This window comes from Xanthomonas sp. JL1 (assembly GCF_038405005.1).
Window position 1 is genome coordinate 1 of record NZ_JBBYGR010000081.1, and the last position, 24,124, is coordinate 24,124.

The 24,124-nt window shown below is 63.9% G+C and carries 22 protein-coding genes, 1 tRNA gene and 6 pseudogenes; 22 read left to right on the plus strand and 7 right to left on the minus strand.

What is annotated here, in order from left to right:
• From WJW29_RS17965 to WJW29_RS17985, 5 genes and pseudogenes are all read left to right on the plus strand, one after another.
• A pseudogene (locus tag WJW29_RS17965) lies at positions 1–229 on the plus strand (transposase); the annotation flags it as partial.
• A gap of 435 nt (positions 230–664) precedes the next feature.
• Positions 665–760 (plus strand): annotated as a pseudogene (locus WJW29_RS17970) (hemolysin D); the annotation flags it as partial.
• Between the two features lie 8 nt (positions 761–768).
• A pseudogene (locus WJW29_RS17975) lies at positions 769–990 on the plus strand (hypothetical protein); the annotation flags it as partial.
• A 580-nt stretch (positions 991–1,570) separates the two neighbouring features.
• Positions 1,571–3,076: a catalase KatB gene (gene katB / locus WJW29_RS17980; RefSeq protein WP_027704120.1), complete on the plus strand. Its 1,506-nt coding sequence runs from the start codon at positions 1,571–1,573 to the stop codon at positions 3,074–3,076.
• 58 nt (positions 3,077–3,134) lie between these two features.
• On the plus strand, positions 3,135–3,710 hold the full coding sequence (locus WJW29_RS17985; RefSeq protein WP_011257351.1) for an ankyrin repeat domain-containing protein: 576 nt from the start codon (positions 3,135–3,137) through the stop codon (positions 3,708–3,710).
• A 284-nt stretch (positions 3,711–3,994) separates the two neighbouring features.
• Here the strand turns inward: WJW29_RS17985 and WJW29_RS17990 are convergent, their stop codons facing one another.
• Positions 3,995–4,180 carry a hypothetical protein gene (locus tag WJW29_RS17990; RefSeq protein ID WP_113160272.1) on the minus strand — a complete coding sequence of 62 codons (186 nt, stop codon included), beginning with the start codon at positions 4,178–4,180 and terminating at the stop codon, positions 3,995–3,997.
• Positions 4,181–4,430: 250 nt separating this feature from the next.
• On the opposite strand from WJW29_RS17990, the gene WJW29_RS17995 reads away from it, so the two are divergent.
• The 7 genes from WJW29_RS17995 (at position 4,431) to WJW29_RS18025 (ending at position 11,976) form a co-directional block, all read left to right on the plus strand.
• A complete protein-coding gene (locus WJW29_RS17995) occupies positions 4,431–4,655 on the plus strand; it encodes a hypothetical protein (RefSeq protein WP_011257352.1) in 225 nt (74 codons plus the stop codon).
• Between the two features lie 463 nt (positions 4,656–5,118).
• A complete protein-coding gene (gene dusA, locus WJW29_RS18000; protein ID WP_011257354.1) occupies positions 5,119–6,123 on the plus strand; it encodes a tRNA dihydrouridine(20/20a) synthase DusA in 1,005 nt (334 codons plus the stop codon).
• A gap of 336 nt (positions 6,124–6,459) precedes the next feature.
• Positions 6,460–6,762 (plus strand): hypothetical protein, encoded by a 303-nt coding sequence (locus tag WJW29_RS18005; RefSeq protein WP_033013584.1) that lies wholly within the window; start codon positions 6,460–6,462, stop codon positions 6,760–6,762.
• 71 nt (positions 6,763–6,833) lie between these two features.
• On the plus strand, positions 6,834–7,517 hold the full coding sequence (locus WJW29_RS18010) for a response regulator transcription factor (RefSeq protein ID WP_002808458.1): 684 nt from the start codon (positions 6,834–6,836) through the stop codon (positions 7,515–7,517).
• A gap of 74 nt (positions 7,518–7,591) precedes the next feature.
• On the plus strand, positions 7,592–8,962 hold the full coding sequence (locus WJW29_RS18015; protein WP_012446314.1) for an ATP-binding protein: 1,371 nt from the start codon (positions 7,592–7,594) through the stop codon (positions 8,960–8,962).
• 120 nt (positions 8,963–9,082) lie between these two features.
• Positions 9,083–10,672 carry a DUF1800 domain-containing protein gene (locus WJW29_RS18020; protein WP_012446313.1) on the plus strand — a complete coding sequence of 530 codons (1,590 nt, stop codon included), beginning with the start codon at positions 9,083–9,085 and terminating at the stop codon, positions 10,670–10,672.
• 119 nt (positions 10,673–10,791) lie between these two features.
• A complete protein-coding gene (locus tag WJW29_RS18025; protein ID WP_027704119.1) occupies positions 10,792–11,976 on the plus strand; it encodes a DUF1501 domain-containing protein in 1,185 nt (394 codons plus the stop codon).
• Positions 11,977–12,128: 152 nt separating this feature from the next.
• Here the strand turns inward: WJW29_RS18025 and WJW29_RS18030 are convergent, their stop codons facing one another.
• Both WJW29_RS18030 and WJW29_RS18035 read right to left on the minus strand, forming a co-directional pair.
• Positions 12,129–12,872, minus strand: a complete 744-nt coding sequence (locus tag WJW29_RS18030; protein WP_075239894.1) for a M90 family metallopeptidase — start codon at positions 12,870–12,872, stop codon at positions 12,129–12,131.
• Positions 12,873–12,892: 20 nt separating this feature from the next.
• Complete coding sequence (locus WJW29_RS18035) at positions 12,893–13,204, minus strand: hypothetical protein (protein WP_012446311.1); 312 nt, start codon at positions 13,202–13,204, stop codon at positions 12,893–12,895.
• A gap of 306 nt (positions 13,205–13,510) precedes the next feature.
• Here WJW29_RS18035 and birA point away from each other — a divergent pair, with 306 nt between their 5' ends.
• The 4 genes from birA to WJW29_RS18055 all read left to right on the plus strand — a co-directional run bounded on the left by birA (position 13,511) and on the right by WJW29_RS18055 (position 16,299).
• Positions 13,511–14,527, plus strand: a complete 1,017-nt coding sequence (gene birA, locus WJW29_RS18040; RefSeq protein ID WP_012446310.1) for a bifunctional biotin--[acetyl-CoA-carboxylase] ligase/biotin operon repressor BirA — start codon at positions 13,511–13,513, stop codon at positions 14,525–14,527.
• Complete coding sequence (locus tag WJW29_RS18045) at positions 14,524–15,252, plus strand: type III pantothenate kinase (RefSeq protein ID WP_011257361.1); 729 nt, start codon at positions 14,524–14,526, stop codon at positions 15,250–15,252. The genes birA and WJW29_RS18045 overlap by 4 nt, the downstream gene beginning before the upstream one ends.
• A gap of 9 nt (positions 15,253–15,261) precedes the next feature.
• A complete protein-coding gene (locus WJW29_RS18050; protein ID WP_011257362.1) occupies positions 15,262–16,191 on the plus strand; it encodes an SPOR domain-containing protein in 930 nt (309 codons plus the stop codon).
• A gap of 32 nt (positions 16,192–16,223) precedes the next feature.
• Positions 16,224–16,299: transfer RNA gene (locus WJW29_RS18055), tRNA-Thr, on the plus strand.
• Positions 16,300–16,994: 695 nt separating this feature from the next.
• On the opposite strand, the gene tmk is transcribed toward WJW29_RS18055, so the two are convergent.
• The 4 genes and pseudogenes from tmk to WJW29_RS18075 form a co-directional block, all read right to left on the minus strand.
• Positions 16,995–17,678, minus strand: coding sequence for a dTMP kinase (gene tmk, locus WJW29_RS18060; protein ID WP_011257363.1), 684 nt, complete (start codon positions 17,676–17,678; stop codon positions 16,995–16,997).
• A gap of 479 nt (positions 17,679–18,157) precedes the next feature.
• Positions 18,158–18,700 (minus strand): annotated as a pseudogene (locus WJW29_RS18065) (GTPase).
• Positions 18,697–19,161 (minus strand): annotated as a pseudogene (locus tag WJW29_RS18070) (hypothetical protein); the annotation flags it as partial. The pseudogenes WJW29_RS18070 and WJW29_RS18065, both read right to left, overlap by 4 nt.
• Positions 19,153–19,371, minus strand: a pseudogene (locus WJW29_RS18075) (hypothetical protein); the annotation flags it as partial. The pseudogenes WJW29_RS18075 and WJW29_RS18070, both read right to left, overlap by 9 nt.
• 321 nt (positions 19,372–19,692) lie before the next feature.
• Here WJW29_RS18075 and rocF point away from each other — a divergent pair.
• From rocF to WJW29_RS18105, 6 genes are all read left to right on the plus strand, one after another.
• Positions 19,693–20,616, plus strand: coding sequence for an arginase (gene rocF, locus WJW29_RS18080; RefSeq protein ID WP_011407409.1), 924 nt, complete (start codon positions 19,693–19,695; stop codon positions 20,614–20,616).
• A gap of 107 nt (positions 20,617–20,723) precedes the next feature.
• Positions 20,724–20,876: an entericidin A/B family lipoprotein gene (locus tag WJW29_RS18085; protein WP_011407410.1), complete on the plus strand. Its 153-nt coding sequence runs from the start codon at positions 20,724–20,726 to the stop codon at positions 20,874–20,876.
• 63 nt (positions 20,877–20,939) lie between these two features.
• Positions 20,940–21,074: an entericidin A/B family lipoprotein gene (locus tag WJW29_RS18090; protein WP_011257368.1), complete on the plus strand. Its 135-nt coding sequence runs from the start codon at positions 20,940–20,942 to the stop codon at positions 21,072–21,074.
• A 243-nt stretch (positions 21,075–21,317) separates the two neighbouring features.
• Positions 21,318–21,527 (plus strand): CsbD family protein, encoded by a 210-nt coding sequence (locus WJW29_RS18095; protein ID WP_011407411.1) that lies wholly within the window; start codon positions 21,318–21,320, stop codon positions 21,525–21,527.
• A gap of 168 nt (positions 21,528–21,695) precedes the next feature.
• Positions 21,696–22,985, plus strand: a complete 1,290-nt coding sequence (locus WJW29_RS18100) for a tryptophan--tRNA ligase (protein WP_011257370.1) — start codon at positions 21,696–21,698, stop codon at positions 22,983–22,985.
• 130 nt (positions 22,986–23,115) lie between these two features.
• The gene (locus WJW29_RS18105) at positions 23,116–24,060 is read left to right on the plus strand and encodes an MBL fold metallo-hydrolase (RefSeq protein ID WP_041181936.1); all 945 of its coding nucleotides are present in this window, start codon (positions 23,116–23,118) and stop codon (positions 24,058–24,060) included.
• Positions 24,061–24,124 lie beyond the last annotated feature (64 nt).

Below are 24,124 nucleotides of genomic sequence, written 5' to 3' on the forward strand. Positions count from 1 at the left end.
CAACGTGGTGTTGTCCAACCTAAAGCGTTCGCTGGACGGTGCCTAGCACGCCTTCAAATTCGCCAAATACGCCCAGCGCTACCTGGCAGAGACGATGTGGCGGTTCAACCGCCGTTTCGATCTGACCCGGCTGGTGCCCAGCTTGCTGGCCGCCGCAGCCGCCAGCAAGCCGTGGTCCGAGCGGGCCCTGCGTGATGTCACCATGTTCACCGCTGAAAGTGCGTGCTAATCAGGTGCGGATTTACAGGCTCAGAATCAGCGCTACGACGCCCAGCAGCGCGATCTGCGTCGGCGCGTCACGCTGCTTGACGCGCAGATGGATAACACTGCCGAGCAGATTCGCTTGCAACGCCAGCGCGCAGAGCGCGCGCTCCGGCTCTAAGAGCAGTGGGTGACTGCTGCAGAAAAGGGAATATTGACCAAGGTTCAATTATTGCAGCAGCAAGACATCGCGATTCAGAATCAGGGGCAACTCGAAGAGTTGCAGAAACATGCGTTGGACCTGCGTGTGGAGCACTCTCAACTTCAGTTGCAGCTGGAGCAAACGCCTGCAACCTTGGAAGCAAAGCGCAACGACATCGCCAGGCAGATCGCAGATGTCGCGCAATCCCTTTCGGAAACTGGAGCACGCCGTTCGGTCGTATTGCGTGCGCCAACCGATGGCATGGTCACGAACCTGCTGGTGCATGCAGGGCAACCGGTCGGTGCGCAACAGCCGCTGATCACCTTGTTATCCAAGGACATCGCGTTGCGCGCCGAGCTGTGGGTGCCTTCCAAGGCAGTTGGATTCGTAACATGCGGCGACCGCGTGCTTCTGCGCTATCAGTGCCTACAGCACGGCGGACCTCGCCGTGTTCATTGATCGTAACCTCATCATGTCGGGGAAGCCGCAGCGGTACGCAACGCAAAGCCGACGGCAGCTTGTTCAAGTTGGAGAGTCCTGCCGACCTACAACAGCGGCGGGCAGAGGTCGGGCTGCCTGAGCAAGAGAGTCGCGCTGGCGGGTCCGGATCCGAACACGATGCAGGTGCCACCATTAACGCGCGGGTCTGTCGGTGGTTTGTGGTTTGAACGGTGGGCTCACGCTTCGATCGGCATTCCTAACTTGCGTTGGCCATGCAGGGGACTGCCGAGCAACGGCGCGGCACCCAGCGTGCTGTGTCTAATCGGTCTACGCAGCATGGCGATGCGTTTTCGGCTGTGCTGATCGTGCGGACCGGCATCACCGAGCGGGCACCTGCGCGTATCCGTGCAACGGGTGATGGGCAGTGTTCTTCGTTGTCGTGGCAGCGCATATAGCAAGCGCCAACTGGTCTCCGCACTGCAGCAAATGATTTGCCGCCAGCGCATACATGTGAGGTCGTCGAGATGCGATTGCTCAGCGAATGCGCCAGGTCGCTGCGTGATTCAAGACCAACTGCCACTCTGTAGCGAGATGCTTATCACGCAACGCAGTCATCATCACGTTCCCCTATCGCAGCGATAGTAACTAACGACTTCTCACGCTTCGGCCTGCTGGCCATGATGCAGCCTCCTCAAACGAGCTGACGCCATGCGCCCTGGATCTCTCATGGTGCTAGCCCTGCTAGCCCCGACGTTGATCGCTCCGCCGGTCTTCGCCCAATCCGTTCTGACCCGCGACAATGGCGCCAAGGTCGGCGATAACCAGAATTCGCAGACGGCTGGCCCCAACGGCCCGACCCTGCTGCAAGACGTCCAGCTGATCCAGAAACTGCAACGCTTCGATCGCGAGCGCATTCCCGAGCGCGTGGTGCATGCGCGCGGCACTGGCGTCAAAGGCGAGTTCACCGCCACCGCCGATGTGTCCAAGCTGACCAAAGCAAAGGTCTTCAGCGCGGGCGAAAGAACGCCGGTCTTCGTGCGCTTTTCCTCGGTGGTGCACGGCAATCATTCGCCGGAAACGCTGCGCGACCCGCATGGTTTCGCCACCAAGTTCTATACCAGCGAAGGCAATTGGGATCTGGTCGGCAACAACTTCCCCACGTTCTTCATTCGCGATGCGATCAAGTTTCCCGACATGGTGCATGCGTTCAAGCCAGACCCGCGCACCAATCTGGATGACGATTCGCGCCGTTTCGATTTCTTCTCGCACGTGCCCGAAGCCACCCGCACGCTGACGCTGCTTTACTCCAATGAAGGTACCCCGGCCGGCTATCGCTTCATGGATGGCAATGGCGTGCATGCCTACAAGTTGGTCAATGCGCAGGGCGAAGTGCATTACGTCAAGTTCCACTGGAAGACCCTGCAGGGCATCAAGAATCTCGATCCCAAACAGGTTGCCGCCGTGCAGGCCAAGGACTACAGCCACCTGACCAACGATCTGGTCGCTGCGATCAAGAAGGGCGATTACCCGAAGTGGGACCTGTACGTGCAGGTGCTCAAGCCGGAAGACCTGGCCAAGTTCGATTTCGATCCGCTCGACGCCACCAAGATCTGGCCGGACGTGCCGGAGCAGAAGGTCGGCCAGATGGTGTTGAACAAGAACGTCGACAACTTCTTCCAGGAGACCGAGCAGGTGGCGATGGCGCCGGCCAATCTGGTGCCGGGTATCGAGCCGTCTGAAGACCGCCTCCTGCAGGGCCGTATCTTCTCTTATGCCGATACGCAGCTGTACCGCATCGGTGCCAATGGCCTGAGCCTGCCGGTCAACCGCCCGCGGGTAGCGGTCAACAACGGCAACCAGGATGGGCAGGGCAATATCGGGCAGACCACCAGCGGCGTGAACTACGAGCCGAGCCGTCTGCAGCCGCGTCCGCAAGACGCGTCTGCGCGTTATAGCGAGCTGCCGCTGTCGGGCACCACGCAGCAGGCCAAGATCACCCGCGAGCAGAACTTCAAGCAGGCCGGCGAGTTGTACCGCTCCTATAGCAAGAAGGATCGGGCCGATCTGGTGCAGAGTTTCGGCGAGTCGCTGGCCGACACCGACACCGAAAGCAAGCACCGGATGCTGTCGTTCCTGTACAAGGCCGACCCCGAGTACGGCAGCGGCGTTACGCGCGTGGCCAAGGGCGACCTGTCGCGCGTCAAGCAGCTGGCTTCCAGCCTGCAGGACTGATCCGCCCGACGACATCGCGGCCTGCGCCGCGATGTCGTCTTGAGTCCGGGAGATTCCCATGCGCACCCTCTTGTTTTTGATGCTTGGCAGCCTGTCTGCAGTTGCCAATGCTGCTTCGCCGGCATCCACTCCCGCCGCCAATGCAACGGCCACCGCCACACCCGAGCAGATCAAGCTGCAACTGCGTGCGTATTTCTTCGATGCCGCGCGTGAAGGTCGCCAAGACATGCTGGCCGAATTCATTCGCTCGCACTACGACCTCAATACCCGCGACGAGAAGGGCTATACCGCGTTGATCCTGGCCGCGTACCACGGCCAGCGCCCGGCGGTGGAGCAATTACTCAGCGCCGGCGCCGACCCCTGTGCGCAGGACAAGCGCGGCAACACCGCGCTGATGGGCGCCATCTTCAAGGGCGAGCTGGGCATCGCCAAGCGCCTGATGCAGGCCGGCTGTGCGCCGGACCAGCGCAACAACGCCGGGCAGACCGCGGCGATGTATGCAGCGCTGTTTCAACGTACCGACGTACTGAAGGATCTGGCCGCCAAGGGCGCTGACCTCAGCCTCAAGGACGGGCAGGGCAACGACGTGAGCAAACTGCAACGCGGCGAATTCACTACCGCCCCGGCGCGCTGAGCATGCTGCTCTTGCTTGCTGGTTAGGCCCGCGCGCGTCGTGCGCGTGTCATCGGCGTCCAAGCGCCTCGGTATTCGGCTGCATGTTGCAATATGCCTGCGCGAGACGCGTCTGGCCGCTGCTGCCCGCTGTGCGACATGTAGGCTGCCGCTTGAGAGCTCTTGTCAGACTCAACGCAACATTGGCAGACCCTGGTGCAACCTCCAGGTCTTCTGCAGGTTGCGCCATTGCCTGGCAGCGCATCCCCGACCCGGCTCCACATCGGCGGCTTTGTAGAGCCAGCGTCAGGACAGCCTGGTCCTGGCAAGCGCCTGGAAGCGCAACGCCAGGCCGGTGACCTGCACGTTGTTGCCTGAGCCTGGCGATGACTTCCAACCTTTGCCGTGATCTTCCACCTCGGCACCCCACTGCATCGCCCGGAAGAACTGCAACCGGCACAGCTCGGAAACCGCACCTGCGACACGCCACAAATCGCCTCGTGCAGGCCCGTCGGTTTTCCGCCACGACCGCATTGGAACGCTGGCGCGGGTGGTGATTTTTTTGCCGGTGCGTCAGGAGTTTTTCGACACACAAGGCCTTGTGCGCCAAGGCTTTGACAGAAAACTGAGTGCTTGCTGACTTGCTCGAAATTGCCTGAAAAAAGCGCAGAAAAACAGTTCAAGAAAGCGCCGGGAACGCCGATGCTGCAGCTATCGCATCGCACCTTGGAACCCGCGGACCATGAAGCTCGATCCTTCCATTCCTTTCCTGATGTCTCTGCTGGCCATGGTGCTGTGCACCGCCACTGCCGTTGTCGCGCTGGTGTTCGGCCAGGTGCACGTGCTGGCCAAGTCGTGGAGCTTCTACACGGTCTTGGGCACCGCCCTGATCGCGCTGGTCGCCTCGTACCACGCACTCGGCAAGCCGCTCAGCGCCGAAGAGCGTGTGGGTGTCCGTAACCCGTAAGGTCCGGGTTCGTCCGAGCGCAGCGGTCACCGCGGCACCGGACTTGGAAAGCTCCGCTCGTCACTGACGATGCAAGGCGTTCGCCGCAGAGGCGAACGCAGACAGGCACCGCGCATCCTGCAGCGCTGCCTCCCGTCCCCGCCCGCACTTGGCGAGCGAGGGGAACAAAAACAGCGTCAACGCGATCTTCGGCGCTATTGCCCTTCCCGACAGTAGAACGCATCCGTGATGCTGGCCGCCGAAGCGCCTCACCAGCGCCATCCGCAATTGCGCGTAATACGCGTAGCCGGCCAGCTGATGGGGGGGGCGATCACATGGCGCAACGAGTAGGCGATCCTGCAGCTAAATCCCAAAGCAGCCGCTCCGGCCTGCCACTGCGCACCGCCGCAGATTCATCGACGCCCGTGTAAGCTGTTGATCCTGCTTCGCATTCTACTGGCTGCTCGCTGCGGCCACTTCGTCGATGACCGCTTCCGCCGATCGCTACGCCGCCTCCCTGCGCCTGTCCGTCGCTCCGATGATGGACTGGACCGACCGTCATTGCCGGGTCTTCCACCGTCTGTTGGCGCCGTCGGCACGCCTGTACACCGAGATGGTGCACGCCAATGCGGTGATCCACGGCGATCGCGCGCGGCTGCTCGGCTTCGATGCGGTCGAACATCCGCTGGCGCTGCAGCTGGGCGGCAGTGATCCGGCCTTGCTAGCGCAGGCGGCGGCGATCGCGCAGGAGTGGGGATTTGATGAGATCAATCTCAATTGCGGGTGCCCGTCCGACCGCGTGCAGGCCGGGCGGTTCGGCGCCTGCCTGATGCGCGAGCCGGCACTGGTGGCCGAATGCGTCGCTGCCATGTGCACGGCCACCCACGTGCCGATCACGGTCAAATGCCGTCTTGGCGTGGACGACGATGACGATTACGCGCTATTCGCCCGCTTTGTCGACCAGGTGGTCGCGGCCGGCGCGGCGATGGTGGTGGTGCACGCCCGCAACGCCTGGCTCAAGGGCCTGTCGCCGAAGGAAAACCGCGAAGTGCCGCCGCTGCGTTACGACTGGGCCTACCGGCTCAATCAGGAGCGGCCCGGCCTGCCTGTGGTGCTCAACGGTGGCATCGTGGCCGTGGACGCCGCAATGGCGCATCTGCAGCATACCGATGGCGTCATGCTCGGCCGCGCGGCCTACCACGACCCCTACGTCCTGCATTGTCTGGACGCTGCCTTGAACCAGCGGCCCGAGCAACCGCGCGAGTCCCTGCTGCGCGCATTGCAGCCGTACGTGGCATCGCAGCTGGCGCAAGGTCTTGCCCTGAAGCATATGACGCGGCACGTGCTGGGCCTGTTCCATGGCCAGCCCGGCGGGCGGTCATTCCGGCAGGTCTTGAGTGAAGGCGCACATCGTCCGGGTGCCGGCTGGGAGTTGGTCGAACAGGCGCTGCAGCGCACCGATACGCGATCCTGGCGGGTGGTCGCCTAGTTGGCCCACCGCTTGCGTTCCTGAACGGGCTGCTGGGATATCGATGGTTTCGAGGGTTTCCAGCAACGGGCGCGTCCGCCACAGCCCACGCCCACCATGGCTTTGAGCACTGACGATATTCATTTCGCTGAATGCCGTTACCTCGAAGCTAAAAAAGTTCAGATCGGATTCACCCCGAAAAATCAAGAATTTGGCTCAATTCCGATGCTCGACCATCTGTAACGCATGGTCGATTTCACGAATTCTGAATGTTTCTGAACAACCCGCTAGGATTCGTTTGTGACCCGATTGCCCTGCCGCGCTCGCCAAATTGCTCTGGTTGCCCTCTCGGTGGCCATGGCCGCGCCGTTGGCCTGGGGCCAGGGCTACCCGATGGTGCAGAGCGGGCGCGAGACGTTGCCGCCGTCGGCACGCGGCAATAGCCGCACGCTGTCGGACACCATTCGGCATGTGCAACGGTCTACCGGTGGACAGATCCTTGGTGCCGAGCGCGTGCCGTTCGATGGCGTCAATCTCAACCGGGTCAAGTACATGAAAGACGGGCGCGTACACACCGTGTATGAGCCGGAGCAGACGCAGGCCGCGCCGCTGCAGAACTTGCCGCCGCCGGACGCGCCACCACGCGACGATAACCGCTGAACGTAGACAGTTCTACGTTCAGTCTTATAAATTCCCCGGCCACTGGCCGACAACGTAACTAGGAAGAGTGCATGCGTATCCTTTTGGTCGAAGACGAAGCTCCGCTGCGCGAAACCCTTGCGGCGCGTCTGAAGCGTGAAGGTTTTGCGGTTGACGCTGCACAGGACGGCGAAGAAGGCCTCTACATGGGCCGTGAAGTGCCGTTCGACGTTGGCATCATCGATCTTGGCTTGCCCAAGATGTCAGGCATGGAGCTGATCAAGGCCCTGCGCGATGAAGGCAAGAAATTTCCGGTGCTGATCCTGACCGCGCGTTCGAGCTGGCAGGACAAGGTCGAAGGCCTCAAGCAGGGCGCCGACGATTACTTGGTCAAGCCGTTCCATGTCGAAGAGCTGCTGGCGCGCGTCAACGCGTTGTTGCGACGTGCTGCTGGCTGGAGTAAGCCCACGCTGGAATGCGGTCCGGTCGCGCTGGATCTGGCAGCACAGACGGTGAGCGTCAACGGCGCCAACGTGGATCTGACCAGCTACGAGTACAAGGTGCTTGAATACTTGATGATGCATGCCGGCGAATTGGTCTCCAAGGCCGACCTCACCGAGCACATCTACCAGCAGGATTTCGACCGCGATTCGAACGTGCTGGAAGTGTTCATCGGTCGTCTGCGCAAGAAGCTCGATCCCGATGGTGAGCTCAAGCCGATCGAAACCGTCCGTGGTCGCGGCTACCGCTTCGCCATTCCGCGTACCGAAGGCTGAGTCCGCGCGTCAACGAACGGGAAGACCACGTGCCGGGCCGCTCCAAGTGGTATAGACGCTGGCGGCCGCGCTCGTTGCAGGCCCGCCAGCTGCTGGCCGCCAGCCTCAGTCTGGTGGCCTTCCTGGCGCTGGCGGGTTACGCGCTGGATGTGGCGTTTGCCGACACCGCCGAAAAGAATCTGCGCGAGCGGCTGAAGAACTACGCTTCCGCGTATGCGGCCAATATCGATTTCGTACGCGACGGCTCGCTGTACATCGGCGGGCAACCGCCCGACCCGCGTTTCGATGTGCCTGGCGGCGGGCTCTATGTCGAAGTTGTACGTCCCGACGAAAGCTGGACCTCGATGTCGGCCGAAGGCCCGAATATTCCGCACGGCCGCATGCTGGAGCCGCGCCAGGAAGAGTTCATCGGCCCGCTGGAAATGACCCAGATCGACGGCAGCCTGGGCCAGCTGTATCGCTACGGCCTGGGCGTGAGTTATGTCGAACGCGAACACGGTGGCGAGATTCCGTACACCATCTATGTGATGGAAGATGCGCGCTCGATGGGCGCGCAGCTGCGCGTGTTCCGTGGTGCGGTGTGGTTCTACCTCGGTAGCGCTGGCGTGGTGTTGCTGGTGTTGCAGGCCTTCATTCTGCAATGGAGCCTGCGTCCGCTGCGGCGGGTCATCAACGAGCTGACCAAGGTGCAGCGCGGCGAGATCCAGCGCATGAGCGAGCAGCATCCGCGCGAGCTGGAGCCGCTGACCGACAGCATCAATGCCTTTATCGAGAGCGAGCGCGACAACCTGGAGCGCCAGCGCAATACGCTGGCCGATCTGGCGCATAGCCTCAAGACACCCATCGCCGTCTTGCGCACGCAATTGGATAGCGGCGCGTCCGAGCGCGATCTGCATGAAGAAATGGATGTGCAGCTGCGCCGCATGAACGATCTGGTGTCTTACCAGCTGGCACGCGCCGCTTCCAGCGGGCACAAGTTATTCGCCGCGCCTTTGCCGATCGAGCCGACCGCCGAAGAAATCGTGCGTGGTCTGGAGAAGGTGTATTCGGTCAAGGGCGTGCTGTGCGAGTTCGATATTTCCCCCGAAGCGCGCTTTCACGGTGAGCCGGGCGATTTGCAGGAGCTGCTCGGCAATTTGCTGGAAAACGGCTTCAAGTGGGCGCTTAGCCGCGTGCTGTTGACCGCACAACCGGGACCCACGACCGGTAGCCGTCGTGCCGGGTTGATCCTGTCGGTGGAAGACGACGGCCCCGGCATCGCGCCGGAAGACGTGGCCAAGATCCTGCAGCGCGGTGTGCGTGGCGATGAGCGCGTGCAAGGGCACGGTATCGGCATGTCGATCGTGCAGGATCTGATCAAGGCCTACCGCGGCGAGTTGCAGGTGGTGCGCTCGCAGGAACTGGGCGGCGCCCGCTTCGACGTGACCATGCCGCCGGGATTGTGACCAGCGGGAGTGGCCCGATAAACACCTGGTCAATGTCCACAGGCCTTCCGACAACCGTTTAACCCCGCATGCGTTGGCTTGCCCATACTGGGTCGGTACGTCGTTGCGATGGAGGGCCGCATGTTCGAGCGAGTGAGTCAGGCAGGGTGCATGGAAACGCGTGTGGTACGCGCGCAGCAATGGCGAGGACGGCGAGCGCTGCCGCTGTTGATCGGCAGCGTCTGGGTGCTCAATTGCACGGCCGCCGAAGCGCCGCTCACATCAACACAGACACGCTGGCTGCAACGCGCCACCTACGGTGTGGACGCCAACAGCGCGACGCAACTGACACAGCTAGGCCCCAAACGCTTCGGTGCGCTGTTATTGCAGCCCAGCGACGACGCGGCGTTGCCGGCGCCGGTACGCGTGCAGCTGCAGCGCTTCGATGGGCTGCATACCACTCTGGTGGATTTGCTGACCCAATACGAGGCCGACAAGGTCCGCCTGCAGGCCATGCCCGATGGCGATGAGAAGGTTGCCCTGAAGAAGGACTGGCAGGCGCGCGGCGGGCAGATGTTGGTGCAGGCGCGCCAGGCGCAATTGCTGCGCGCGGTGTACGCGCCGGATCAGCTGCGCGAGCAACTGGTGTGGTTCTGGCTTAATCATTTCAGCGTGTATGCCGACAAGGCGCGGGTGAAATGGATGGCCGCCGACTACATGGAAAACGCGATTCGCCCCAATGCCACCGGCAAGTTTGTCGACTTGGTGATGGCCACGCTGGAAAGCCCGGCGATGCTGGAATACTTGGACAATGCCAAGAGCGCCAAGGGCAAGGTCAACGAAAACTACGCACGCGAGTTGATGGAACTGCACACGCTGGGGGTGCATGGCGGCTACAGCCAGCAGGACGTGCAGCAGCTGGCGCTGATCCTCACCGGCGCAGGCTTGGTGCCGATCAAGGCCAACGGCGCGCCGCCGTTGCCAGCTGCAGCACCAGGGCAGACGCAGGTCGTGCGCAAAGGCTTGTTCGAATTCAATCCGGCGCGACATCAACCTGGCGACAAGATGCTGCTTGGTCAGCGCATCGCTGGAGGTGGTCTGGATGAGATCGAGCGCGCCGTGCAGCTGTTGGTACGGCAGCCAGCCTGCGCGCACTTCATTTCGCAACGCCTGGCCGAGTATTTCGTCAGCGACACGCCCCCCGCTGCGCTGGTGACGCGCATGGCCAACACCTTCCAACGCAGTGATGGCGATATCGCCCAGGTGATGCAGACCATGCTGGCGTCGCCGGAGTTTGCGCAGGCGCAACCGCGCAAGTTCAAGGACCCGAACCGATTCGTGGTGTCGGCGATGCGAGTGGCGTATGAGGATCAACCGGTGATCAATGCCGCGCCGATGGCCAGTTGGGTGCAGCAACTGGGCGAGCCGTTGTTTGGGCGTATCACGCCCGATGGCTGGTCGCTGCAGTCGCAGGCCTGGACCAGCTCCGGGCAATTGGCGCGCCGGTTCGAGGTGGCGCGCTCAATCGGCGGCGGACCGAAGCAACTGTTTCGTCTGGATGGTGATAACGACACGCCGATTCCGGCGGTGACGCGCATCGACACGCGGCCTGCGTACCGGTGGCTGGCGCCCTCGCTGTCCGCCGCCACACAGCAGGCGCTGGACCAGGCGCGCTCGCCTGCCGAATGGAATGGATTCTTGCTGTCGTCGCCTGATTTCAACTATCGCTGACGCAATGACACCGATTCGGATCCGCTGATGCAACGTCAACGATTCAACGCTTGCAGATTCAAAACGACCGATCCAACGATCCAACGAATGCCAAGCGGCCATCGCCGCGGGAGTACGCCATGCAACGACGTCAATTTCTGCTTGCCTCTGCAGCCGCAGCAAGCATGCCGTGGGCCGGTCGTTTGTTCGCTGCGCCACGCGATAGCGCGCGCATGCTGGTGGTGTTTCTGCGGGGTGGCTACGACAGCAATAATCTGCTGGTGCCGCATGGCAGCGATTTTTATTACCACTCGCGGCCGAGCCTGGCGATTGCACGACCGGATCCGGCCAATCCAAACAGTGCTGTCGCACTGAATGCGCAGTGGGGCCTGAACCCGGTGATGCGCGATGCTTTGCTGCCGTTTTGGGAACGCAAGCAACTGGCCTTCGTGCCGTTCGCTGGCACCGACGATCTGTCGCGCAGTCATTTCGAAACCCAGGACGATATCGAATCCGGCCAGGCGGGCAAGCACCGCGATTACCGTTCCGGATTCATGGCGCGCCTGTCGGGCGTGTTGAGTGGAGTGTCGGCGATCGCGTTCACTGATTCGCTGCCTCTGACCTTTCAAGGCGGCAGCGATTTACCCAATGTGTCGTTGCGGAGCATCGGCAAAGATGGACTGGACGCGCGGCAGGCGCAGATCCTGTCGCAGATGTACGACAGCACGCCGCTGGCTGCCGCCGCGCGCGACGGCTTGGCGCTGCGTCAGCAGGTCACCGTGCAGTTGCGCGACGAGATGGAGCAGGCCGCCCGTGGCGCCGCCAGCGCCCGTACCTTTGCCGATGAAACCCGGCGCATGGCGACCTGGATGCGCGAGCGCTATCGCCTGGGATTCGTCGATGTCGGTGGCTGGGACACGCATGCCAATCAAGGCAGCGTGGCAGGTGGCCTGGCAAATAACCTGCGCAATCTCGGCGAAGGGCTGGCCGCGTATGCCGATGCGCTGGGGCCGGCGTGGAACGACACCGTGGTGGTGGTGATCTCCGAGTTCGGCCGCACCTTTCGCGAGAACGGCAGCAAGGGCACCGATCACGGCCATGGCACCACGTACTGGGTGCTGGGCGGAGGTGTGCACGGCGGCCGCATCGCTGGCGAGCAGGTGGCGGTCGAACAGGCGCAGCTGCTGCAGAACCGCGATTACCCGGTGCTCAACAATTACCGCAGCCTGTTCGGCGGGGTGCTGACTCGCATGTGGGGCCTGTCGCCAGCGCAAGTGGAACGGGTTTTTCCGGGCGCCACACCACGCGATCTTGGATTGGTCTGAAGTTGGAGAGCGACCAAGCGCAAGAAAGAACATGTGCGGGGGATGACGGCGGATTCGCTTCAATGCATCGGCAGTGCTTCAAGCGGCGGCTGCGCAGTCGTTTTGTCAGCCGCGCTGAAGCGACAACCACGCCGTCCAGTGACGCAGCACACTCAGCGCTGCACTGACGCCGCAAACGGCGAGGGTCCGTAAAAACGTTCCAAGTGTGCAGCAACCTGCGGCATCGCACGTGCAAGCAGGTGCGGTGCGGAGAAGTGATATTCGCTGACCACCGCGAAGAATTCTTCCGGTGCTTCGGCGGCATATGGGTCGATCTCGGTGTCTTCGCCGGCATCGACGCGTTGGCAAAAAAGATCGTAGGCATGCTGGAAATCACGTGCCCAGGTGCGTTGCGCGGAGCGTGGTAATGGCGGGCTGCCGTCGAGCGCGCCATCCAGTGCATCGAGCTTGTGCGTCATCTCGTGCACGATCACGTTGAAGCCTGCCTGCGGGTCATCCAGATCGGCCTGCACATCCGCCCAGCTGACGATCAACGGACCTTGCTCCCAGGCTTCGCCGATCAGGGTGTCGTCCCATGCGTGCATCACTCCGGCTGCATCCATGTGCGTGCGCTGCACGCGGAACGCATCCGGATACACGATCAATTGCGACCAGCCGCGCCAACCGGCGGCGCCGATTTCCAACAGCGGCAGGCAGCAGGTCGCAGCCAGCATGAGCGCATCGCTTGGTTGCAGCTGCAGCCCGTCGACAGGCGAAATGGTTTTTTGATGCAGGAATTGCGCGGTCAATGCGCGCAGACGTTGCCGCCGCGGCAGATCGAGCGCTGCGACCCATGCGCACCTGCTACACAGCGGTTGCCAAAGCGCATCAGCGATATCGGGAGGCGGCCGGCGCAGCTAGCGCGTCAACCACTGGATCAGCGGAACATGCCCGGCAGGAAACTGTGCCAACGCGGCATCGTGCGTATGTGTGGGACTAACGAATCGCCATCGCTGCCACCACCACTGGTGGACGGCGCGGCTTTGTGCGGGGTGGTACGCGCCGGTGCCGGCTCGGGGGCCGGCGTTCTGCAGCGTGCGGCCGAGTTGGTGCTGACGCAGCTGTCATGATCGCCGTCGACCAGTTGGTCCGAAGCCAGGGCGGCAAGCGGAGCCAACAGCATGAGCAGGCAGACCGTGATTCGGCGCATCGTCCACATCCAGGGCAAGCGGCGTGAGGCACCGATCATAACGCGCTTTTCACTCCCTCACGCAAGCCGCGCTGGGCGCCCGGGAGGGCTTGGCGCATACTTTGGCTGATAGATTCGGGGACTTCAGGCGTGTGATGCACTTTGAGATAAGAGGCGCCGGCGGCCAGCCTTGCGGCGCGGACGCCGCGGGGCATTGGTCCGACGCGCGTGATGACCAGCCACGGCATGCCCCCCGTGTGCTGCCGGCCACCAACCCGACGCCGCGCTTCGTGTGGCGCGCCGATGCAGCGGCACGCGCGTTGCCCTGGCGACCAATCAAGCATGCAGGGTGCGCCTCTTCTACACATGCCGCCGCCCGCGCATTTGTCCGCTCATGCCTTCTCGCGCACCGCAGCCGTGGATGATCGCGCCTTGCTGGCCAAACTCGCCAGTGGCAGGCTGTCCGGCGATGCGCTGGCACGCGATGCCGGCTTGACCCGTGCGGCGGTGTGGAAGCGCATCCAGAATCTGCGTGCGGCCGGGGTCGACATCGAAGGGCGAGCCGGCGACGGTTACCGCCTGGCCACGCCCTTGGACCTGCTGGATGCGGCGTGCATTCGCGCCGGCATGGCACCGGATGCGGCCGCTGGCCTCGCTGCGCTGGACGTGGCCTGGACGCTGGAATCCAGCAACACCACCTTGCTGGCGCAGTCGGCGCCCGAACAGGGCGTGGCAGTGCTGCTGGCCGAGCGCCAGACCGGTGGCCGCGGTCGGCGCGGTCGGCAATGGACCTCGCCGCTGGGCGCGCATATCTACTTGTCGGCGTCGCGCCGTTTCAGTGGCGGGCTGGGCCAGTTGGCCGGGCTCAGCCTGGCCGTGGGCGTGGCAGTGGCCGAAGCCCTGCGTGGTTGCGGGTTTGCCGATGTCGGTCTGAAATGGCCCAACGATCTGCTGGCACGCGAGCGCAAGTTGGGCGGCCTGTTGATCGAGGGCGGCGGCGAGATGACCGGCAACGCGCGTGCGGTGATCGGGCTGGGCTTGAACGTGCACATGCCGGCGGCGGCAGCGGCCAGCATCGACCAGCCGTGGATCGATCTGGATACCTTGGCCGGCCGACCGGTGTCACGCGACCAAGTGGTGGCGGCGGTGCTGTCCGCTTTGCTGCCGGCGCTGGATCTGTTCGAGGCGCAGGGGCTGGTGCCGTTCCTGGGGCGCTATGCAGACCTGGACGTCCTGAGCGGGCGTGCGGTGCAGGTCGAAGAGGCCGGCACCCGACATCGTGGCGTTGCGCTCGGCCTGGCGGCCGACGGCGCGTTGCGGGTGCGACTGGGCGACACGGTGCGTCTGTTCCACTGCGGAGAAGTGAGCGTGAGACCTGCATGAGCGAGTGGTTGTTCGACCTGGGAAATTCGCGGTTCAAGTACGCGCCGCTGCACGGCAACCGTGCCGGCCAAGTGCAGGCATGGGCACACGGCGCCGAGGCCATGGATGCGGCCGCGCTGGCGGCGCTGCCGTCCGGGCAGATCGCGCACGTTGCCAGCGTGGCCGCACCGGCATTGACGCAGCGCATGATCGCCTGCCTGCAGGAGCGCTTTACGCAGGTGCGCATCGTGCGGACCGCCGCCGAGTGCGCCGGTATCCGTATTGCTTATGCCGATCCCAGCCGCTTCGGTGTGGACCGCTTTTTGGCGCTGCTGGGTGCGCGGGGCGACGCGCCGGTGCTGGTGGCCGGCGTGGGCACCGCACTGACCATCGACGTGCTGGGCGCCGATGGCCTGCATCATGGCGGCTGCATCGCCGCCTCGCCAACCACCATGCGCGAAGCGCTGCATGCGCGCGCGGTGCAGCTGCCGGCCAGCGGCGGCGATTACGTCGAGCTGGCCATCGACACCGACGATGCCTTGACCTCCGGCTGCGACGGCGCGGCGGTGGCGCTGATCGAGCGCAGCTTGCAGCACGCGCAACGCAGCCTGGGCGCGCCGGTGCGGCTGCTCGTCCATGGTGGTGGCGCGCCGCCGCTGCTACCGCTGCTGCCCGGTGCCACGTTCCGCGCCGCCTTGGTGCTGGACGGTCTGGCGACGTGGGCGACCGCTGCGGCATCCCCGTAGAATCGGCGCATGTATGTCCGCGCGCTCATCGTCGTTTTGATCGTCCTCAATGCCGGGGTGGCGTTGTGGTGGGCCTTGCAGCCACCGCCGGCACCGCCGCCAGCGCCGCCGCAACCGACAGGTGTCGCGCGGCTGGAGCTGCTGCCAACCCTGCCGGGTGTTGGCGGAGCGGCGCTGCCGGGTGCAGCGGCGGCGACCGGATCGGCGTCGGCGGCGGAGAGTGAGTCGACTGCATCGGCCACACCAGCCATACCAGCCACACCAGCATCAACGCCTGTATCCGCAGCGGTACCCGCCCCCACCCCGGCGGCAGTTGTCAGTACATCCACGTCCACGCCGGCATCGACGACATCAGCCAGCGCTGTCGCAGCGGAAACGCCGCATGCTGCAGCCGAGCCGTCGGTGACCACAAAAACTGCTGCAAAGCCTGCCGATAGCGTGGCTGCTACGGCGACAAAACCGTCGCCAACCACACCATCGCCTGCACCGGAGCGCTGCGCCAGCCTGGGGCCATTCGTGGCACGCGCCGATGCCGATGCGGCGCTGGCGCGTGTGCGTGGGCAGGCCAGTCGCGCCAGCGTGCGCGAGGACAAGGACGCTGGTGTCAGCACGTTTCGGGTGATGTTGCCCAACGTGGGCGACCGCGCGGCCGCGCAGGCGCTGGTCAAGCGCATTGCTGCGGCTGGGATGGGCGACTATTACGTGATTGCACAGGGCGAGGACAACACCGTGGCGCTGGGCCAGTACCAGAGCCGCGAGCGCGCCGAGCGGCGCCAGGCCAGCCTGGTCGGCGCAGGCTTCCCGGCGCAATTGGTGCCCAGCGGCAGCGGGCAATCGCGGTGGTGGATCGATGTGCGCAGCAGCGCGGCCACCAGCGCATTGCAAGGTGCTGCCGGTGCCGCGCGTCAGCGTTCGCTAGATTGCGCCGCGCTGCGCTAGAATGCGCATCGGCGCGCAATGCGCCTGCCTTCGCCGGCATAGCTCAGTTGGTAGAGCAACCGCCTTGTAAGCGGTAGGTCCCCAGTTCGAATCCGGGTGCCGGCACCATCTTCGATCCACGCGTCTGCGGCAATCTTGATTGGCTGTGCTGTCAGGGGGGGCACATGACACGGCGGCGTGCGCTGAACGGAATTGCACACGGACTCGTCGAGCACTTGCGTCAGTCGAAACAATGATGTGACTGGGTATGGGGTATCGGCCAGCTCTACCGTGAGGCTTTGGAGCGCCACGTATCGTCGGTGTCCATCGAGTTGCTCTGCAACAGTTCGTCTGCCGTTGGCTCTGTCGCTCAGGCCATCCAATTGCACTACACGCGCCGCTTGGAGCAGATGGCTCTAAATGCGGGCGTCTCACTCTCGCACGCGCAAGTCACTGTTGAATTCGGTGCCTTTGGGTCCGGCCCCGCAGACCGTGAGCACTCCTATGGCGATCCATTTCTGTGCACGGTCTCGTTGGTCGGTTCAAGTGGCCGCGCATACAAGGCAACACGCGCTGGGCGTTGTTCTCCGCACGACCCAAGAAGGGAAATCCGTTCGACGCGTGCGCGTGACCCCTCATAACTTGTTCAAGCCGTATGCGCTTTGCGGATCGGCCTAATTTCCGCGTTTTCTACCGTGCGCGGGATCTTTGGTTCAACCGGTTGCTACTCAGTCGGGTGCAGGTAAGTTACTTGCCAGTAGCGATTCGCCACGAGAGGTACGCTACTTTTGTCGCGCGACGCGACGCGACGCGCAGTACAGCACTCAGGCCGGGCGGCCGGCCGAGAGCAGTTCCAGCGCGGCCTTGCCGGTGTCTGCCGGCGCGCCGTCGCCGCTCAGTCGGTCGGCTAATGCGGCCACGATGATGGCGTGCGCCTGGCGCAGCACGCTGTCGGCGTCGGCGCTGGCATCCACCACGTGTTTGCCCGGCAATTCCAGCCCGGCAAAGATGGTGCGGCAGCGTTCCAGGTTGTCTTGGGTTTCGAAGTGATTGGGCGCATCGCCGCGCGCGCGGATACGGGCCAGGCCGGTGGGCGGGGGCAGGTCGAGCAGCAGCAGTACGTCCGGGCGCGGCGCGAAGGCGTTGAGTTCCAGTAGCTCGTCCAGCGGCAGGCCGGCAGCGCCCTGGTAGGCGACCATCGAGGGGAAGTAGCGGTCTAGGATCACGATGTCGCCACGTGCCAGCGCGGGCGCGATCAAGGTGTCCACATGTTCGTGGCGGTCGCGGATCAGCAGCTCGGCTTCTTCGTCCGCACTCAGGCGGCCGGTGGCGGCGGACTGGCGCAGTTTGGTGCCCCAGGGGCCGTTGGTCGGCTCCTTGCTCAGCACGACGCGCGCGCCAGCGGCTTCCAGCGTGGTGGTCAGGCGGCGGGCGAGGGTGGTCTTGCCGGCGCCGTCGATGCCTTCGATGGCGATCAGCAAGCCGCCGGGCTTCAGTTCAATTGTCATCGCGCTACTTTATCTGATCGTGACGATGGACCCTTAACCGGCAGCATCGCGATGGTGAGCATGCGTCCGCAGCGGACCCGCGCGATGGCGAAGCAGCAGCGACCGAGCCAGTTGCGGACGCAGACATGCGCCGCGAACCCTGCCGCAAGGTGATGGAGCAGCATGTGGCGAACACCGGCACGCCAGGGCTGGCAGGTCATGCGGCATATGCCGATGACTTATCGCCGGTATGTCCTGCGCGATGTCGGAAACGTCCCGATGTCCTGGTGTCTGACCACGCTGTATACTGAGTGAGTCAGACACGAGGCAGATTTGTACTACGACCGAGTCTTGTTTCTGGCTTCAAGGAAGACGGACGCGTCGCCGCAACCCTAGAGGCGGCATCCCCCGCGTGACGCCCTTTCAGGCACCGTCGTGACCGGATTCCTTGTCTTACTCACCGCGTCGACTGCATATGCACGCGTCACGCGCGCTGGCGATCAGCTGGTCGCCGAGGTGTAGCGATAGGACAGCAGCGACTTCACCAGGAAGGTGATCTGGGTGGCCGAGCGTGCATCCACCCGCATGACCGGGATGCGAAAGCCTTCGGCCACCAAGGCATCGCGAAATGGCGGCACCAGGAAAGCTTCGACTTCATCGGTCATGGTGATGCCCACCGCCAGGCTGGCGTCCGGGGCGATCTGCGTAAACTCACCCAACAGCGCCAGCGTGGCATTGAGCGTCTGCGGGTCGCGTGCGTTGGTCAGCACGATCACGCCCAACGCGCCGTCGCACACCAGCGGTCACATGAAATCCAGGTATTTCTGGCCAGGCACGCCGTAGACGTGCAGCAGCTCGCCGTCTTCCAGCTCGATCAAGCTGCAGTCCAGCGCGACGGTGGTGTAGGTCTTGTCGCCGTCCGCATCCTGGCTGAGCGGCATTTCGGTGTCGACTGGCTCCACATCGGAGATGGCACGCACTGCGGTGGTCTTGCCGGCGCCCATGCCGCCGACGAACACCAGCGTGTTGGCCGGAAGACTCATGATTGCGTCTGGAAGAGGGAAAGGCCGAACCGACGTGCGACCCATGAGAAGAACCGCGTGTTGCCGCTGTCCGGACGACGCTGCGTTGCAGGCACGGGACTCTCCGCAGTCTGGGCACGGCCGCTGGCGAGCGCGGCGGCGAACAGGCATTCCACCGTTTGCACCGGCAGCTTGCAGGCGCTGGCCAGCGCCTGCGGGCGCCACGGGCGCCACGGGCGCGCAGGCAGATGGGCGACGGCGAGCAATTGAGCCGGCGAACTGGTCTCTGCACTCAGCTCTGGCCACTGGCGCAGTTGCAGCGCATGGCTGGGTTCCACGGCCGGCAGCGCCGGGCGCAGATGTTCGGGCAGGGCAAAAAACAGCGCTTCGCATGAAAGACGTTGCGGTAGCGCGGTGGCAGCAAGGTCGGGCACGGCGTGCCAGCCCAAGCGGTCGAGCGTGGCGATCACCTCGGCCAGTGCGGCAAGCCGGCGACCGTCCACATCCAGGCTGGATTGCTCGGTAATGGCGCGCCCGTCGGCGGTGGAAAGCATCAACATGCCGATGCCCGGCTCGCGCTCGATGGTCTGCGCGACCGTATGCTCGATACGCTGTAGATTCTCAAAATGCAACGCCCGCGGGACCTCGCCCACAGCAGCCTTGACGACCTGGTTGACAGCGTTATTCGGCATGAAATCCCCCTGTTGCTTGATGGCCTGAGCGCGTGCATGCGTGGCGTGCTGCGCTGGCCGGCGCGCACCATACCCACCGGATCCGAGCAGGCTGTCACTCTCGCCCGTGTTGCTTCACCGGGCGGTCAGACAGACAGGATCGGCAACGTCGGGCGCGCCAAACAGTGTCCTGGTGTGTCGCGGTAGCGGCGCGACGAGGCAGATCTAACCTCGCGCTTCGTCGCACCGTTCATGGCACGGCCCATGCCGTGTTGCGCTGCTGCGCGTCACGGTGCGGGCGTACCACTAGAATGCTCGGTTTTATCGATACTGGAGCAATGCATGGCAACGCAGTACGTGCCGGTTTCCCTGATTGGCGTTCCCACCGACATCGGCGCCGGCCACCGCGGCGCGCGCATGGGACCGGAGGCGCTACGCATCGCCGGACTGCACGAGGCCCTGGTCGGCCGCGGTGTGGAGGTGCGCGACCTGGGCAACCTGGATGGCCCGCGCAATCCCTGGCAGGCACCGCAAGCCGGCTACCGGCATCTGGACGAAGTGGTGGCCTGGAACCAGGCGCTGATGGGCGCCAGCTACGCCGAACTGCGTGCCGGACGCATGCCGATCATGCTCGGTGGCGACCATTGCCTGGGCATCGGCTCCATCACCGCGGTGGCCAAGTACTGCCGCGAGCAGGGCCGGCCGTTGCGGGTGCTGTGGCTGGATGCGCACTCGGACTTCAACACCAGCGAGGTGACGCCCTCGGGCAATGTGCACGGCATGCCGGTGGCCTGTCTGTGCGGGCTGGGCCCGGAGACGCTGACCCATCTGGGCGGCAGTGCGCCGGCGCTGTTGCCCGAGCAGGTACGGCAGATCGGCATCCGCTCGGTGGACCCGGAGGAGAAGCGGCTGATCAAGCAGCACCGCATCGATGTCTACGACATGCGCTACATCGACGAAGCCGGCATGAAGCGCACCATGGAGGCCGCGTTGCAGGACATGAGTGCCGACACGCACCTGCATGTGAGCTTCGATGTGGACTTCCTCGACCCCAGCATCGCGCCGGGCGTGGGCACCACCGTGCCCGGTGGCCCCAACTACCGCGAGGCGCAGCTGGTGATGGAGATGATCGCCGACACCGGGCGCATGGGGTCGTTGGACATCGTCGAGCTCAACCCGGTGCTGGACAACCGCAACGCGACCGCCGAACTGGCGGTGGATCTGGTCGAAAGCCTGTTCGGCAAATCGACGCTGATGCGGGATTGATCCAGCGCTGAACGCGGCGCGCCACGTTCACATCAAATCCACGGCCGCGCAGTCAGATTTGGCGCCAAGCTAGGTGCGCTGGCACCGTTACACAACGAGGACGAGCGATGAAGCGACTGCTGACACTGATGGTGCTGGGCCTGTTTTCGGCCGGCGTGATGACGGGCTGCAACACCGTGGCTGGCGCTGGCAAGGACTTGCAGGGCGCGGGTGGGAAGGTCGAGAAAACGGCCGAAAAATGCAGCGATGGTAAGTGCTGATCCGTCACCACCTGAATTGTTCGATTTGCGGCAACGCGCCGCTTTATCCATGAGGAGTCTGTTATGAAGCGTGCAATTGTGCTGCTCGTGCTGTCCATGTTGTCGGTCGGTCTGCTGTCGGGCTGCAACACCGTCGCAGGTGCCGGCAAGGACGTGAAGGGCGCCGGCGAGAAGGTGGAAGACGCAGCGCGTAAGTAATCTGACGCCGCATGCAAACAAAAAACGGGCCGCAAGGTCCGTTTTTTTTTGTGCGCGATCGCGCCGTGCAAGGTGGCATCCGGATGCTGCGCCTGGCGCGGCCTACGCGTTGCAGACTGGCCGTGCGTCGGTAACCGTTCAGTGCCGTGATCAATCGTTTGACACCTGTTGATCAATCGCAAACACCGCTGTCGTCAGTCTGGCGACACGGTCAATCGAGGCCGTATCAAGCGGAGTCATCGCATGAACACTGACATCATTTCCGGCAAGTGGACCCAGTTGAAGGGCAAGGCCCAGGCAAAGTGGGGCGATCTCACCGACGACGATTTCAAGGTTGCCGAAGGCAATGCGCAATATCTGCAAGGCAAGTTGCAGGAACGTTATGGCTGGGACCGCGACCGTGCCCAGACCGAGGTGCGTGCGTTCGAGAAGTCGCTGCGCGACGACACCTGATGGCGCGTCATTCTGCCGCCCGACGGGGCGAGCAGATTGCAGACGACGGGCCGCCCAGTGCGGCCCGTTCTGCGTTTGTGCGTCTAAAACCTGCCTTCGACCAGGGGCCGGCAATGGCGGGCGTGCGGAACCGCTAAACTTGGGGGCTGATTCCCTGGCATTACGCAGATGACCACTCGTGTCCTTACCGGCATCACCACTTCCGGCACCCCGCATCTGGGAAATTACGTCGGCGCGATCCGCCCCGCCATCCAGGCCAGCGCGGGCGCCGATACCGAGAGCTTCTATTTTCTGGCTGACCTGCATAGCCTGATCAAGGCACAGGACCCGGCGCGCACGCAGCGCTCGACGCTGGAAATTGCCGCCACCTGGCTGGCCTGCGGTCTGGATCCGGACAAGGTGTGGTTCTACCGGCAGTCCGACGTGCCCGAGACTACCGAGTTGATGTGGCTGCTGACCTGCGTGGCCGGCAAGGGCATCCTCAATCGCGCGCATGCCTACAAGGCCGCGGTGGACAAGAACTGCGCCGACGGTGAGGACGAAGATGCCGGCGTCACCGCAGGCTTGTTCATGTATCCGGTGCTGATGGCGGCTGACATCCTGATCTTCAACGCGCACAAGGTGCCGGTGGGGCGCGATCAGATTCAGCACATCGAAATGGCACGCGATTTTGCGCAGCGCTTCAATCATGTCTATGGGCGCGAGTTTTTCACCTTGCCCGAAGGGGTGATCGACGAGCAGGTCTCTACCTTGCCGGGGCTGGACGGCCGCAAGATGAGCAAGAGCTACAGCAATACGATTCCGCTGTTTGCACCGCGCGAGGAGTTGCGCAAGCTGGTGTTTTCCATCCTCACCGATTCGCGTGCGCCGGGTGAGGCGAAGGACACGCAGGGGTCGGCCTTATTCCAGCTGTATCAGGCCTTCGCTGCGCCGCAGGAGTCTGCGGCATTTGCGCAGGCATTTGCCGACGGTATTAGCTGGGGCGATGCGAAGCAGCAGTTGTTCGACCGGATCGATCAGGACATTGCACCGCTGCGCGCACGCTACGAAGCATTGATGGCAGAGCCGGCCAAGATCGAAGCGATGCTGCGCGCTGGCGGCGCACGTCTGCGCGCACGCTACGCCACCCCGCTGCTGGCCGAGCTGCGCGATGCAGTAGGCCTGCGCGATCTGTCCCGTCAGGCTGGTGCAGCGGTGAGCGCGGTCGGCGAGAGGATCGCGCTGCCGGTATTCAAGCAATACCGTGAAAGCGATGGCCAGTTCTATTTCAAGTTGAACGACGGCGCAGGTACGTTGCTGTTGCAGAGCGATGGCTTCGCATCGCCACGCGATGCCGGGCAATTGATCGCACGGTTGAAACAGGCAGCGCAGGCGAGCGATTTGCAACTGCCGGGCGTGCATGCGCACATGGATGCGGACGTGATTCTTGCGGCGATGCACGCATTGCGCGAGGCATGATCGACATGACGCTGCAGGCGTCGCTGTTCGCCATGGCTAGCCGCATTCTGGGGTGCCTGTGGCGACATGCATCACAGCGACGCAATGCTTGGGCCTACACTGCAGTCTCTACAACCGCCGCGGGGTGCGAATGACAGTGACAGCCGAGTTCAACATCCACACCATCGATACCGGCTTTGGTGGTGTGCAATTCGATGCAGCGTATTTGATCGTCCAAGCGCAACGCGGCGCCTTGATCGATTGCGGCACCTCGCTGTCGGTGCCACAGATGCTGGCCGCGGTGCAGGCGGCCGGGTTGGCGCCGGCGCAGATAGAGTGGTTGATCCTGACCCATGTACATCTGGATCATGCCGGCGGTGCCGGGACCTTGTTGCAGCACCTGCCCAATGCGCAGGCGCTGGTGCATCCGCGCGGTGCACCGCATCTGATCGACCCCACACGGCTGATTGCCGGCGCCACCGCGGTGTATGGCGAGGCGGAAATGGCGCGCAGTTACGGTGTCATTGCGCCGGTGCCGGCCGAGCGCGTGGTCGAGGCGGTCGATGGGTACACGGTGATGCTGGGCGCGCGCGCGCTGCGCACGATCGATACCCCGGGGCATGCACGCCATCATCTGTGCGTGTGGGATGCGCGTAGCCGCAGCTGGTTTACCGGTGATACCTTCGGCCTGTCGTATCGGCAACTGGACAGTGCCCGGGGTGCCTTCATCCTGCCCACCTCGTCGCCGGTACAGTTCGAGCCCGAGGCGATGCTGCAGTCGATGACGCGCCTGATGGACGCCGCACCGGAGGCGATGTATCTCACCCATTACGGCCGTGTCACATCGCCGGCACCGTTGGCGCAGGCGCTAGGCGAGCAGATTCATGCGATGACCGAGATTGCGCTGGGTTGCGCGCAACGTCCGGACCGGCATCGCTGCATGGTGGCGGCGTTGACCGAATTGTATTTGGAACGCGCACGCCAGCATGGATGTCGGTTGGACGATGCGGCCGTGGAGCAACTGCTGGCAACGGATATCGAACTCAACGCGCAAGGGCTGGGGTTTTGGCTGGATCGTGCAGCGCGACCAAGTTAGCGCTCCGGGAGCGGCTGATATGTCCTCTCGACCGCTGTAGCGAATTGTCACGTCGTTTAAAGCC